Genomic DNA, 13,306 nt, shown 5'->3' with positions numbered 1-13,306 from the left:
TGGGTGAGTAACCCTCCAACACCCTTGCTTGGTCATTGAGCGGAATTCCGGGATTCCACCAGTTGGTGGCTTATTCAGAGGTACGTAATGGAAGACCTGGCCACAAAAATAATCCCGCTGGTTCAGACGCTGATCCCAGGCTTCCTTACCGCCATGATTTTCTACTGGCTGGCAGATGTGAAAAAACCTGGCCAGTTCGAACGCACCGTTCAAGCACTGATCGGCACCGGCCTGATCACCATGATGATCGCAGGCATCAAAGTAGGCCTGAGCTGGGTTGGTGAGCACTACTTCACGTTGGGTGAATGGACGATCCAAGTAGAGGGTGTCTGGGGTATCGGCTTGGCGGTGGTGCTGGGCTTGCTTTTAGCCTTCGCGTCGAATCATGACTACCTATACAGGTTCGCCAGATGGCTGACCCTCACCTCCCGTTCCTCGTACCCAGAGTGGATTTATGCATTTCGCAAGCGGGAAGGGATGACAGTCGTGTTGACCTTGCTCGATGGTCGCAGGCTGTTCGGGTATCCCGCCGTATGGCCGACCGATCCCAAGGAAGGTCATTTCCTGATCACCCAGCCGTGCTGGATGGACGAAAACAATCAGTGGATAGAGACGCCTGGGATCGAGAGCTATCTCATCGCCAACTGCGACGTATACCTGATCGAATTCTTAGAAGAGGTAACCGAAAGTGAGCAACGAGAACCAACCTAGGCAGCATGTACTTGAGCAGCGGATTGCCAACGATGGCATGAACGTCAGCCCTCCGGCACCAACCAATATCCGCCCTAAAGCACCACCACCAGCGCCGCCAAAGGCTCCCAAAAAATAAGAGGCTGATCATGTACGAAGAAAGAGGCATTTCGCCCCAACCACGCCTGCCCAGCGCTGGACAATCAAGTCCATCTAAGCCATTTGCACAGCGTCCAGCTACGCCTCCCAAGGCGCCACCACCACCAAGCAAACGGTAATCAGCATGACCAATCAAACTGGCGGCAAGATTCACGTTAATGACGGCATAAGCAAGCAAACAACAAGTCAGCGCCCGGCAGCTCCACCAGCTGCTCCGCCACCAGTTCCTCCAAAGCGGTAAGACTGTAAAGAGAGGTTGGGGACGTGTGTGGAATTGGCGGCATGCGGCTAAGGATTGGCTAGCTTTCATGATGCTAACATCAGGTCTTGGAATCACCCCGATGCTACGATGATGCACCTCCTTCTGAACTCAGAAGTGCCCTCCCCCTGCGCTCGGAGCTAGCTTGAAAAAGCTGGACGTGCAGCAAATCCTTTCGTTAGTAATCTCTACAGTTGAACAAGCAGGGCAGTTCCTAGCTCAGGAGTACGTTCGACCTGGCGGTCGGCGGGCTGACGGGGAACAGCCTGTGCTGGGTGGTTGATCCGAACGATGGCACTAGCGACTTCTTGCGTGGACTTTCGGGCTCGGCGGTGTCCGTAGGTTTGCTTCAGGGAAACATGCCGGTACTAGGCGTTGTACACGCGCCGGTCACTGCCAAGGGTGAGTCCGATTGCATTGCTTGGGCTGTCGGCATGGATCACCTGATACGCAATGGCACCCCGATTCGAGTCGATCTCTCGCAACAAGATCTCGATGAAGGCAGCCTTGTAATGGTAAGCACTGCAGCGGCCGGTAAGCCCAAAATTAATCGAGAGCTCTGGGAGCGTACGTGAGAGATTTCCAATCTGGTTGGGTGGAGTGATGCCGGCAGCTTCGGCGAATTCGAAAATCTGTTTGTAGATCTGGTCGACACGGCGGGCCGTCTCTCTACCACAGCTTGATAATGCGCTGCAGATTTTCGACCAGCATCGGAGTACTGATGCTGCTGATCGGGAGCTTTCCCAACTAGGGGTAGGCATTGAACTCAAGGCGCTGGCGTACCGTGCGGGTGTACTCCGGATCCCAGGAGCACTCGCGAATACTGAGCCATTGCGCGGCAACCGATTCAAAGGTGTGCAGGTGATCGAGCTGGCTAACCACCTTGGCCATACGTCTTTGCAGTGAAGGGTCTTGGCCGCTGGTGAGCTGGACACGAGCGTCAACACGTTTGCGCCGTGCTTCTTGCAAGCCAACCTCGGGGTAAACACCAAGAGTCAGCCGCTTTTTCTTTGCCCAGAAAGCGGTACTTCAAGCGCCAGTAGCGCCCTCCATTGGGCTGTACTTCAGCCAAGCGGGTGAAACATTTTGCTGCCGTGACCGATCCTGAAAACTCGGCGCACTGCTCAAAGCACTGGATAGCTAAAGCGGAACGCTGCCTGTTTGTTGCGCGTTAAAACTGGCCCCGTTGCTGTTCTGTCGGCCCGGAGACCTTCGACACATGGAATGGTCAGAGGTCAATCTGGACGCTGGCGAATGGTTGATTCCTGGCAACAAAATGAAGGGCCTTACTGAAACCGAACAGGATCGCCCGGACCATTTGGTTCCCCTCAGCCAACAAGCAATCGCCGTTTTGCGCGAGCTGAAACCACTCACCGGCAGACATCGATATGTCTTCCCCTTAGCCCGAGGAGGCGAGCGACCGATGTCCAACAATGCCGTCCTCAGCGCATTACGCCGCATGGACATCAGCGGCGACAAAATGACAGGGCACGGTTTTCGTGCGACCGCGAGAACCATAGGCGCTGAGGTACTGGGGTTTCGCCTGGATCTTTTGGAGCATCAGCTTGCTCACGCGGTAAAAAATCCACTGGGCCGCGCATATGACCGAACCTCATTTCTGCCTTAGCGCCGTGACATGATGCAGCGCTGGTCAGATTACCTAGATGCCATCAAGGCCTGATCTCATAGCTTGGACTTGCAATACCGATCTTCGCTTGGTAAAAAATCTGGCATCCCTGGGACGTTCATAGGACTCCGTGGGATCGTCACGCTGCCCCGGTTACGGCGTTAAGAATTCGAAGTCCATCTGCTGTTAACAAATGGACTTCCCAGCTACCTCATCGGGGTATCTGTATCATCTTGCACGGCCTATCGCGCCTATGCGTCTGCAGCAACGCTGCTAAAAATGTGCGGACTTCTATTCCGTACCAGCGGGGCTCCTCTCCCTACGCCAACGACTGAGCTCCAGCTGTCATCCATCAGCTGGAGCCGGCAAGAAAACTCGGCGGCCCGTCACATAAAGGCCTGGCTAACGCCTCCTGCATTGCAGCAGGAAAAATCCGAGCGCCGCTCCCAACAAATATGCGTATTGCAGCACCTGAGGATCGCCGCAACGCCACCGCCTGAGCATTGATAAATGTCAACACACACTATTGCATTGGGTTCAGATGAGCCGCGCTTCCTACGTCTTCCGGAGGTTGATTTCGCGGTCGGGAAAAAGAGATCCACAATCTATCGCGACATAGCAGCGGGGAAATTCCCTGCTCCTTATGACCTGGGCGGAAGCAGATCGGTTGGCTGGCTCAGCACCGAAATATCTGCTTGGATCCTGAATCGGCCGCACGTACAGATGCGTGGGGTGCATAACAATGACTAACGTATCAGCCCCACTGCGCGCGCAGACCCAGTGGTTCCATGTTTTCAGGGCAATGATCGATCAGGGCGATGTCGCCCGAATTGGACCCCACGCGTTTACGGTTTATGCCGTCATTAAGGCACACGCCAATTACTACTCCGGCATGGCGCATCCGGGCATCGAACGGATTTCTGAACAGTCTGGCGTCAGCCCAGCGCAGGTCAAACGAGCACTGGGGGTTCTCGAAACGGCCGGCCTTATCACGAAAACAAAATCCGGCCGATCCAATCACTACACCCTACGCGAAAAGGTTCAGGTCACTGAGGCCGGCCTCCCACATACCGTAGCAACCTGGGACTACGTGCCAAGTCGTGCACAACACACCGTTTCCGAGCTAAAAAAAGCAGTGATCGCCGGCGATCTCGCAAGTACGCGAATACTGAACATCGAGCGCCTGAATATACAAATCAACCTGGCCAGAGGAAATTCACAGATCGATTTAGGCTCATTGAACACTGACCTGGATCGACTACCAGCCAGCATACGAGAAACGCTACGCAGAAATCTCAACCGCTGTAGCAATGTTATACACAGCTCAGAGTGACACGTATCAATCTGAGCTGTGTTCGATCCGGATGGAGCTCGCCTAGAGCTCCATCGCGTCGGAATCCAGCTCAGGCTGAGTCGCTAAAAAGAAAGATAAAATAAAAAAGAACAGCTCTGGGGCGACGCAAGCCTCCTGAATGAAAGCGCTGGAGCCGTATGAGGTTACAGACAGCTACCGCAATCTCCAATCGACGAATTTCACTGGCCCTATTAGCCCTGCCATCTGCTGCTTTTTCGCATGACAGAAGCGCTTTCCTTTATCATCTCCGGCATCGTGTAATGGTTGATTTCCCGGTCACTGGCTCAGAGCGCTTGGCTGTCACATGCCAGTGGCATCCGGCATAAACCGATACGGCTGAGCAGAGCTGAATAACCGACGCTGACGCACGCCGATAGAGCGGTATGCGCCAGCCGAGATGTAGCCATCACCAAAAAAATTAGCGGCTATGATCGCCGGCTTCGCGCATCAGCGATCTGGACATTGGTAATCCATGAATGCAGTAGAAATTGAGTCCACCGTATCGGACCTGACTCTTGAGCATGACGCGACGGAGTACCCGTCCACCTTCTTGACCGCACTCGGCAACAAGGAAACCGCGCTCAAGCTATAAACGCTACTGAATACTTTCGTTAATTTACGCTTACTTTCGGTAATATCCGGTTAACTCAGGATTGTTGAAGGTCAGGAAATGGATTTCACACCCGTCATCGCTCAGACCTGGGGTACGCTAGGCTGGATTATTCTTTTTATGCTGCTGATCGGCCCGCTCAAGTCTGCATGGGCCAAGGGTCATATTGGCGAATTTCTGGTACGACTGTTTGCCCGCTGGCAACTGGATAAGCATATCCACCACCGCCTGCACAACGTCACCCTGAACACCCCAAACGGCACAACGCAGATCGACCACGTTTTCCTCTCGCCTTACCGCGTCGTCGTTCAGGAAACGAAGAACATGAGCGGCTGGATCTTTGGCGGTGAAAAGCAGACGCAGTGGGTGCAGAGGCTCTACAAACGCACCTTCAAATTCCAGAACCCGCTGCGGCAAAACTACAAGCACCTGAAAGCCCTGGAAACCACTCTTGGCGTTAGCACCGAGCACCTGCACTCGGCCATCACTTTTGTCGGTGGCAGCACATTAAAAACCGAGGTGCCAACTAACGTCACCCAGTTCATCGGCTTTATCCGCCATATCAATTCGTTCAAGCCGCCGGTATTCAGCGAGGCTGAAAACGACGCAATGCTGCAAGCCCTACAAACCGGCCACCGCGCGTCAACCCTCGCCACCCACCGCGCGCATGTGCAAAACCTCAAACGGCGCAGTTATCCGACTGCCAATCGGCAATGCCCGAAATGCAGCAGCGCCCTGGTTATTCGCACCCGGAAGACAGGGGCCAATTTCAGCCAACAATTCTGGGGCTGCTCAACCGTCCCCCAATGCAAAACCATACAGAGCTTTTAACAGCGATCCATTAATACACCGGACGCTATACACCATTTCGTAGCCATATACATTTCCTAGGACGTACATGAGCGCACAAGCCGAAAACTCGACTAAAATCATCATCGACCTCAATCACAGCGACACAAATGCAAAGCTTGAGGTTAGCCAGCTTGTTCAGCAGCGGAGCTACAACACGCTCAAAAAGCTCATAAAGACAGACTTAGAGCGCATTAAAAAACTCCACCCATTAAAAAACGCCTTCCTAGTAGAAAATGACTATCCCTATGGTAGCGGGCTGGTTTACTTCATTGATGGCACCCGCGGCGCAGGCAAATCCACCTTTTTGCAAAGTGCCTTTCATGCGCTGGGCAATGATAAGACCGAGCCCAGCGTCAGCCCTCTTGCTTATGTCGATCCAAGTCGGATTGAACGCAGTGAAATTATTCTGCTTAGCATCCTCAAAGAGCTCAAAAACCGCATTACCGAGGCTAGATTCGGCTCTGGCTTGGATAGGGAAAACCTTATCGAGCGCTTCCGTGAGCAGTTCAAGAAACTAGCTGGCGGCTTGAGCTTGTTCAGCTCGAACCACGACCAGCTTCAGGACCTAGACCCGGAACTGTTTTTTGAGTGGGGCTTGGAGCGCGCAGGGCACAGCGCAGATTTGCGCAAAAACCTTCACGCGCTACTCGATCTGGCCTGCCAGGCGCTTGGCGTTCAGGCGCTCGTGCTTGCCTTTGACGACGCCGATACCCATGCACAACACGCGCGCAGCCTGCTCGAATGTATCCGCAAATACCTTGATACTCCACGCCTTGTGGTCTTGGTAACCGGCGACATTGAGCTGTACTCACTTATGGTGAGGGATCACTTTTACGACAGTTTGGGCGATGCCAAACATGGTCAGGCGAAAGAGCGAGCGGACCAGCGCCATAAAATGGTCGATCACCTAGAAGACCAATATCTACTCAAGCTTTTCCCAATGCATCGTCGCTTGCAATTGCGACCACTGTGGAGTCTTCTTCAACACGATGAGGACCGGTTCCGGTTGGCCCACTCCAAATGGGATAAGCAGCTAACCCCCAATGAATTAGTCAGAACTTTAATCCGGCGCGGCCTGCGGATCAAAAACCCACGTGATCTTGAGCTCTATCGAGAATTCCTACTTAAGCAGCCATTGCGTTCGGTGCTTCAGGTTCTGTCTCGATGCGCGCCCTATCTCACACCAGAAGGCGCGAATGACCAGCCCGACGCATGGAACCTAGAACTGTCCGAATCCCTCAGCGAGAGCTTACGCGCATTGGCCTTGGGCAGCTTGTATAAGTTTGGTGTGGATGTTGACGCCATAGCCGCTCACGAATTACCTGCACTTACCAAGGCTGTATTTGACTTGGCAATTCGCGACGGCGACTTCGACACGGCCGTGTACCTCCGTCCCCAACCAAGTGACGCCGATCTCAAGAACAGCTTCGCCGCGCTTTCAGCGGATGTAACCCGCCTATGCGCGGAGAACCCGGCAGCACTAATCGACTACATGCTCGCCGCCCCTGGCAGCGTGGCACTGTTCGGACAGGTGTTGCGGCGCAAGGGTAAAGATCTTCAGACCGAAGAAGCTCGTCAGACTCTTCGCTTACAGTTCGAACAATATATGGGCATCGGTCGCAAAGAAGACGCCCTCAATTGGGCCCGCCATGCCGTAGCAATATTCTCCGCACCTCATGGAGCTAACCCGAAGAACCCCCTGGTCTACTCCGGCATAATTGGACTCAACAAGGGCAAGCCTGACCATGCCCCTCTTGAGAGTGAATCGAGCTATAAGGCAGCTCTTAGCGTCATCAGAGAATGCGCTGAATTGCCGGCTTTCGCATTGAGTCTTGTGGACGTATCGGGAACATCAACCAGGACCTATGCCTCGATCTACAACATCCTTGGCCTCATAGCCAGGTTGCTCTCACTTCAACCGAAAGATGGCCAATACCCCGTCCTAAGCGTACTACCCAAACCGTTCCCTCCGCTAAGCGTTTCCCGACCACAATGGGAAGCCGACGCGGCAGATGAGGAAGAGCTCGAGCAAGATGCCTCGGAGTACGCAGGAAAGCTCACCATGCTTGAAGCAGCAATCAAACATTGGCTTGCCGCTACCCTGGGAATTCGTAAACAGTTGAACCCATCGGCCGTATTGATTGGCAAGATCTGGACCCGTCTGTATTTCAGCCTAGAGAAAGTGTGTGACGCCAACAGACCAAGGGTCTCCTCGATGTCAACGGGGACGGCCAGTCTGATGGAGCTTTTTGCGCTGTGCGTTATCAATGCTGTTTATATTGAGGAGCGAGATTACCATTTAAGTAGCAGCGCGAGCTCCACTGAGAGTAATTCTTCGTTAGATCGTACTAACCCACTGACGTCGGCCAAAGCCTTTATTGAGAAGTTCAAGGACATCAGGGACTCCCACCAAAAGCTCCCCCTCACCTACCTCATAGCAACCTGCCCTTTGCTCTTAGGACTGTTGCAGCCAAACGTTAAATCGAAGGAGTTAGTCGACGATCTTCTTTCCTGCCACCCTGCCTCATTGGGTGCACACGATGAATCAAGTGCCTCCGACTCTGGAGACTCAGCATCTGCAGCTAAAAATTTGCTGTGTTCTATCACCACATGGAAAAAGATCAATAAAACATATATTGCCGGTACGAAATGGAAAAATTTACCTGTCGATGGCCTCCCTCAAGACAGCGCTGATGAGGAGCAAGTAACATCTTGAACAAAGAAATACGCGAACAGCCTGCCTCAGTTCTTGCTCAGATCGGCATGACGCTTCTCTCCAGTTACAAAGTACTTGCGTTGGTACGGCGTACGCCGTTTCACCAGCCCCTGAACTTAAGTGACCTACGTGAGGCGGTCTACCTAGGGTATCTGCCTTGGTCAGCTCGCCTGCCGGATCACGTGTTTGGACATAGCTGGCAGCTGCTGGAGCAGCAATCTGCGAACAGAGGCATCACGGGCCGGCTGATAAGTGCATTGGAAGCCATGGCCGATGAGTTTTTAGAGAGCCGGCACGGTAACTTACATGTAAAACAGCAGAAATTTGGTGCTTGGCAGCAAAGCGTCGTAAGTCGTATGTCGGGCCTCCCCTTGCTGGCCACGGCACAGGTCTCGGTGCAGCCCCGCGCGTGGCTCGCAACCGAGACGCATAAGCAGTGGCCTTGGGAACCTCCGCAAAGTTGGGCTAGCAAGAATTTGCCTGTTGTCAGCCCGTACGACCCCTTGGTAGAAGATTACCTAGGACGTGAAGGGCTACACGAGACGCACCTGCATCTCAATGGCAGCACCCATGCGGAGAACTGCTGGCTACGCGCCCTTCGCACGCCCAAGCAAGAAACAAAGGACTTCAGCGTAAAATGGTACACACCCAGCGCGGCCGACGCCGCAGCGGTGCGCGAGTTGGCGCGATCCATCGACCCGGACTTCTCACCTGTTGAATTGCACCGTCAACTAGTGGCGGCAGGCCGCTTGAGAAAGTGGCTAGTTGCGGCAGCGACCAACACACTCAACGCAGAAACCCCATTGCCTCATGATCTCTTCGAGTTGATGGACGACGAGAGCCTGCAGAAGGAAATCCCGCCCCCTGCGCAGGTTCGCTTGGAGATTTCGGCTCAAAGTTGCACGGCGGACGAGTTGTATTGGATGCAAGAGCTTTTACGCAGGCTCAAGAGCCGTCCAAGTGTAGCACTTGAGCGCATGTTCCATACTTATCTAATGCTTCAGAATAAGTATTACCGCCTCTTGGTACAAAGCGAGGAGCAATTTGGCTTCGATCAGTTTCAGAAATTTACGTACAACAAGCTGCGGGATCCCGCCGAAGAAGACTATCTGCCGCGCTTTTGGGCAATGCATGGCAAAGCGACAAATTCGAGCCGTACTACCTATCTGGAAGGACGATTCTCCCCTAAAGACACTGTGCGCAAAAATTACCAATTGCTCAAAGCTGTTCTAGGCGGCTACTGGCGTTACTTGCACAATCAAGACCCACAGGGTCTTGGCGTAAATCCGGTGCCTCGCAAGCTTGGTGAGCTACTGGAAAAGCTGGAAGAATATTATCGTAAAACTTCGCCCCTTGATCGCTCGCATCACCGCCTAGCGCTGGTCGTGCATTTCATCAAAAAGCCTTGGGCACCCAACCGAAAGGCCGGTCCATATCGCTTTTATAAGCAACGCAAGGAACTGGAGCTTACAGCTAATGTGTTGCTCGAGTGCCTCGCACGTTGGCCCCGCCTACGAACTTGGGTCCGAGGAATAGACGCTGCAGCAAATGAACTGCACGCTCCTCCAGAGATATTTGCCAGTTGCTATCGCGTATGCAAGCTAGCAGGCCTAACTCACCGCACTTACCATGCTGGTGAGGACTTTGCGCACCTTTTGAGTGGGCTACGCACCATAGGTGATGCACTAGAGCTTCTCGACCTTCGTGACGGCGACCGCATCGGCCACGGTACTGCCATGGGCATCTCTCCCAGGTTGTGGATGGAACGTATGCCAGGTCAGTTAGTTGTCAAGAAAGGCGAGTGGATGCTGGACTTGCTAGCCGCTTGGCGCCTGCTGCGTACCGTACCCAGCGCAGCTGCCACAACCGCACGAGTGGCAAACGATTTGGCCAAATGCGCAGGCGAGATTTTCCGCAGCGATATCAGCTGTAACTCGCTTGAAGCTGCTATGGGGCTAAGACATCTAAATGCCCGCTTTATGCAGGCTGCTCTAGAAACGGACTGGTCAGCAGACATAGCTCCGCTGAGTGACCTCTGGCAGAGTGAAGCACAAAGGGTTTTGAACGCGAAAAGCAGCAGCCCTCAACATTTAAAGCTTCTGTGGGAATGGCTCAGCAACCGAGAAGTGTGGGAGCGTAGTGAAGCACTACAGAGCGTTGACGCAGCCTACTTCGATGAAGCCACCTATCTGCATATCCAACAGGCATTGATGCGTGAGGTCGCTAGTCGCAATGTGATCATCGAAACACTGCCATCAAGCAATGTGCGCATTAGTCAGTACAACAGCTTTAGCGAGCATCACTCCCTGCGCTGGATGCGGGCACCGGGCTTTGTGCAAGAAGGAGACCCAGAAATTATGATTTCTCTCGGCTCGGACGACCCCGGTGTTTTCGCAGGTGATTTGAACGGTGAGTTTTACCAGCTATACGGCGCACTGCGTAATCAAGGCATGAGCGACCACGCGGCATTGGCGCTTCTAGCTCCGATCAATGAACGTGGGCGGGCATATCGATTTCATGACCCATTTCTGGGCTAAGTATTGGCTACAGGCACGTGACCACACCTGCCTGTTAGTCACAGCATGCGGCGGCTAGAACCTGACCGTTTCGCGGTACAAAGACAATACATTGACGATACAGTACCCAGCCTTTATGGATTTCACTCAATTACACTTAAACCCATCTACGACTCCACTTTCAGCTCACTGTAGCTAAGCTAAGCTAGGTACGATTTCACTAGGCTTGCAGCGTTTCTAGGCAACTCATAATCCCTTGGTCGAAATTTCGTGTGCTGCCAGGCGCAAATTATCTCGGACCGGTCTTACCGACGTACCGATACAGTGTTGTTCTCGATACCCCGTATCGCTTGGCTACAGCGCTAACCTGAATCTGTGGATCTTTGAGTAAAGCCTTTATTTCGCGGACTTGAGCCTCTTCCAACACTGGTTTACGACCACCTTTACGTCCTCGAGCGCGAGCAGCCACCAGCCCTGCACGTGTTCGCTCTCGAATCAAGTTGCGCTCGAACTCAGCGAGGGCAGCGAACACGTGAAAGATCAGCTTGCCGGCAGCGCTAGTGGTTTCGATACGCTAGTTAATTGACTCGAGTCCAACCCCTTGCTGTTCCAAGCGACTCACGATTCCAACCAGGTCAGGCAGAGAGCGGCCCAGACGATCCAGTCGCCATACGACCAAAGTATCCCCGCTGCGCAAAGCCTTAAGACTATTCCCCAGCTCCGGCCTATCCACTGACTTGCCGCTCATGGTCTCTTCGTAATCCACGGAGCACCCAGCTAGGGCAAGTGCATCTCGCTGCAGGTCGAGATTCTGATCATCAGTCGAAGCTCGGGCGTACCCAATCCGTTTTCCCATACGTTTTTCTCACGCTGATTTCGGTACGGGAAAAGTGACAGGAAAGCGGTAAATCCCAAGCCCAAAAAATCATCTGAAATAGGTGCGCCATGAACGACCGTTTACGGTACGGACGCGCTCGTCAATTTCAGGCGCTAAAAGCGACCGAAAACGAACCCCAGGATATTTTTTCTCGCTCAACATTTCCTTCAGCAGCTCAGCACCTGAGCTGAATGGAGGAGTGACCATGAAGCAGAGCTTCCATCTACATTTTGATCGGGACTTGAGCAAGGCCGGTTCGACGATCCTCTGGGAGGCAGTCCGGCGCGGCCGCCTCAGCCAACACGAGGCCATGGTCCACGACCAGCAGTGGTCACAGTTTAGTATTTACGCCAAGGAGTCTCATGAGGTGGATATCCTTGAGCTCGTCAGTAAAAAACTGGTACGGCAATACGGCGAAGAGCTCTGTACGCAGGTGTACCACGGGAATCTTTCGGTGCAGACCGCGGTGGGCCTTCTTGAGACCGTGAGTTCAGTTATGACACTCGCGACCAGTGCTGAATGGAAAGTCGTGATGCCTGATATTGGCTCTCTTAAGCATGCCCGGATTACCGCCCCACACAGCCTTGATCAAGCGAAGTTCGAAGCAGCAGTGGAAGATGTTCAGACTCGCCTATCAGAGCACCTGGCGGCGGTGTTGATGTTAGTGCGGCACCTCGGCATCTCACTACGTGAAGCCGTTTTCTTCGACGCACAAGCGGCTCTAGAAGCAGCCAAGGGGGGCGAATGTATTTCTCTGGAAAGCGGTAAAAAAGGGCCATATACGGGCAGGACAATTAACATCTCGACGTCCAAACAGATCGCCGTTTTGGAGACTGCATCCGCCGTCCAAGATGTTCATCGCTATCCACAATCAAAGCAGACATGGCGGCTCTGGAAGCAAAACAGATTTCCTGCTGCTGAGGAGATTTTACTTGCTCATGGGCTGAGCTTCTGTGATTGCCGATCAGCCTTCGCATGTGAGCTTTACGAGCAGTGGTCCGGTCATGAAGCCCCGATTCTTGGAGGGAGCGCTCCCAATGTCGAGGATCTAGAGGCGCGAAATCACATTGCCTACGAGCTCGGGAATTTGCGCATCTGGGAAACTGATGCGTATGTTGGCCGAGCCAACCTGCGGAAGGAAGCCGCCGGCACCAGTAGCTAAGCGTTCACACCGCAGATTTGGGATTAGACCAGGCGCCCTTAACCTTGGCAGATCTCGAATCAAAGGAGTCAGGGCATGGATCGTTTTGAGTTTCTTGTATATGCCGTGCTTGCCGTCGTCAGTGCGCTGACTATCGCAGGTGTAATTGGCTATATGGTCGCAACGTATCTGGACAAGAAGCACGGCGACAATTGAGCCTTCAGCGGAACGACCAGATATCTGCAACAAACTGCCCGCTGCCCCTAGGCAGCGGGCGCTTACCCAAATCCATCGGCAAGGCACCCTACCGCTCCGATACGCAGTATTTTCACAAGCCTATCAGGTCATGGGATGACTTCGTAGGGGCTGTCAATTTCCGCACCATAGCGAAAGTGACCGGAGCGCCGAAGCGTTTAGATCAGCGACATGCACGCCCGCCATGTGGCGAGCTAGCTCGACCAGTAAGCTAAAACTCGTGCGCCGCCTCGCAGGCAACATCTGTTCT

At 53.5% G+C, this 13,306-nt stretch carries 10 protein-coding genes and 1 pseudogene; 9 read left to right on the top strand and 2 right to left on the bottom strand.

Going from position 1 to position 13,306, the window contains the following annotated elements:
- Window positions 1-87: 87 nt before the first annotated feature.
- Both ABM562_RS09280 and ABM562_RS09275 read left to right on the top strand, forming a co-directional pair.
- The gene (locus ABM562_RS09280; protein WP_460421552.1) at window positions 88-711 is read left to right on the top strand and encodes a DUF6338 family protein; all 624 of its coding nucleotides are present in this window, start codon (window positions 88-90) and stop codon (window positions 709-711) included.
- A gap of 672 nt (window positions 712-1,383) precedes the next feature.
- Window positions 1,384-1,683: an inositol monophosphatase family protein gene (locus ABM562_RS09275; RefSeq protein ID WP_460421550.1), complete on the top strand. Its 300-nt coding sequence runs from the start codon at window positions 1,384-1,386 to the stop codon at window positions 1,681-1,683.
- A 172-nt stretch (window positions 1,684-1,855) separates the two neighbouring features.
- Here the strand turns inward: ABM562_RS09275 and ABM562_RS09270 are convergent, their stop codons facing one another.
- Window positions 1,856-1,999, bottom strand: coding sequence for a hypothetical protein (locus tag ABM562_RS09270; RefSeq protein WP_460421781.1), 144 nt, complete (start codon window positions 1,997-1,999; stop codon window positions 1,856-1,858).
- A 328-nt stretch (window positions 2,000-2,327) separates the two neighbouring features.
- Here ABM562_RS09270 and ABM562_RS09265 point away from each other — a divergent pair, with 328 nt between their 5' ends.
- The 6 genes from ABM562_RS09265 to ABM562_RS09240 all read left to right on the top strand — a co-directional run bounded on the left by ABM562_RS09265 (window position 2,328) and on the right by ABM562_RS09240 (window position 10,804).
- Entirely contained in the window at window positions 2,328-2,735 is a 408-nt protein-coding gene (locus tag ABM562_RS09265) for a tyrosine-type recombinase/integrase (protein WP_460421548.1), read from the top strand.
- A gap of 510 nt (window positions 2,736-3,245) precedes the next feature.
- Window positions 3,246-3,485, top strand: a complete 240-nt coding sequence (locus ABM562_RS09260; RefSeq protein ID WP_460421546.1) for a helix-turn-helix transcriptional regulator — start codon at window positions 3,246-3,248, stop codon at window positions 3,483-3,485.
- Entirely contained in the window at window positions 3,478-4,068 is a 591-nt protein-coding gene (locus ABM562_RS09255; protein WP_460421544.1) for a helix-turn-helix domain-containing protein, read from the top strand. Before ABM562_RS09260 ends, ABM562_RS09255 begins: the two co-directional genes overlap by 8 nt.
- A 691-nt stretch (window positions 4,069-4,759) precedes the next feature.
- Window positions 4,760-5,530: a nuclease-related domain-containing protein gene (locus ABM562_RS09250; RefSeq protein ID WP_460421542.1), complete on the top strand. Its 771-nt coding sequence runs from the start codon at window positions 4,760-4,762 to the stop codon at window positions 5,528-5,530.
- 67 nt (window positions 5,531-5,597) lie between these two features.
- Window positions 5,598-8,267, top strand: a complete 2,670-nt coding sequence (locus ABM562_RS09245; protein ID WP_460421540.1) for a hypothetical protein — start codon at window positions 5,598-5,600, stop codon at window positions 8,265-8,267.
- On the top strand, window positions 8,264-10,804 hold the full coding sequence (locus tag ABM562_RS09240) for a hypothetical protein (RefSeq protein ID WP_460421538.1): 2,541 nt from the start codon (window positions 8,264-8,266) through the stop codon (window positions 10,802-10,804). The genes ABM562_RS09245 and ABM562_RS09240 overlap by 4 nt, the downstream gene beginning before the upstream one ends.
- Window positions 10,805-11,072: 268 nt before the next feature.
- Here the strand turns inward: ABM562_RS09240 and ABM562_RS09235 are convergent.
- Window positions 11,073-11,639, bottom strand: a pseudogene (locus ABM562_RS09235) (recombinase family protein).
- 226 nt (window positions 11,640-11,865) lie between these two features.
- Here ABM562_RS09235 and ABM562_RS09230 point away from each other — a divergent pair.
- On the top strand, window positions 11,866-12,822 hold the full coding sequence (locus tag ABM562_RS09230) for a site-specific integrase (protein ID WP_460421537.1): 957 nt from the start codon (window positions 11,866-11,868) through the stop codon (window positions 12,820-12,822).
- Window positions 12,823-13,306: the final 484 nt, after the last annotated feature.

Source organism: Pseudomonas sp. ZL2, assembly GCF_054788455.1.
This window is presented reverse-complemented; position numbering and strand designations above follow the sequence as displayed.

Bases quoted from the DNA above. Each gene is read 5' to 3' on its own strand.
- ABM562_RS09280 (WP_460421552.1), top strand. From the start codon at position 88: ATGGAAGACCTGGCCACAAAAATAATCCCGCTGGTTCAGACGCTGATC.
- ABM562_RS09270 (WP_460421781.1), bottom strand. From the start codon at position 1,999: ATGGCCAAGGTGGTTAGCCAGCTCGATCACCTGCACACCTTTGAATCG.
- ABM562_RS09265 (WP_460421548.1), top strand. From the start codon at position 2,328: ATGGAATGGTCAGAGGTCAATCTGGACGCTGGCGAATGGTTGATTCCT.
- ABM562_RS09260 (WP_460421546.1), top strand. From the start codon at position 3,246: ATGTCAACACACACTATTGCATTGGGTTCAGATGAGCCGCGCTTCCTA.
- ABM562_RS09255 (WP_460421544.1), top strand. From the start codon at position 3,478: ATGACTAACGTATCAGCCCCACTGCGCGCGCAGACCCAGTGGTTCCAT.
- ABM562_RS09250 (WP_460421542.1), top strand. From the start codon at position 4,760: ATGGATTTCACACCCGTCATCGCTCAGACCTGGGGTACGCTAGGCTGG.
- ABM562_RS09245 (WP_460421540.1), top strand. From the start codon at position 5,598: ATGAGCGCACAAGCCGAAAACTCGACTAAAATCATCATCGACCTCAAT.
- ABM562_RS09230 (WP_460421537.1), top strand. From the start codon at position 11,866: ATGAAGCAGAGCTTCCATCTACATTTTGATCGGGACTTGAGCAAGGCC.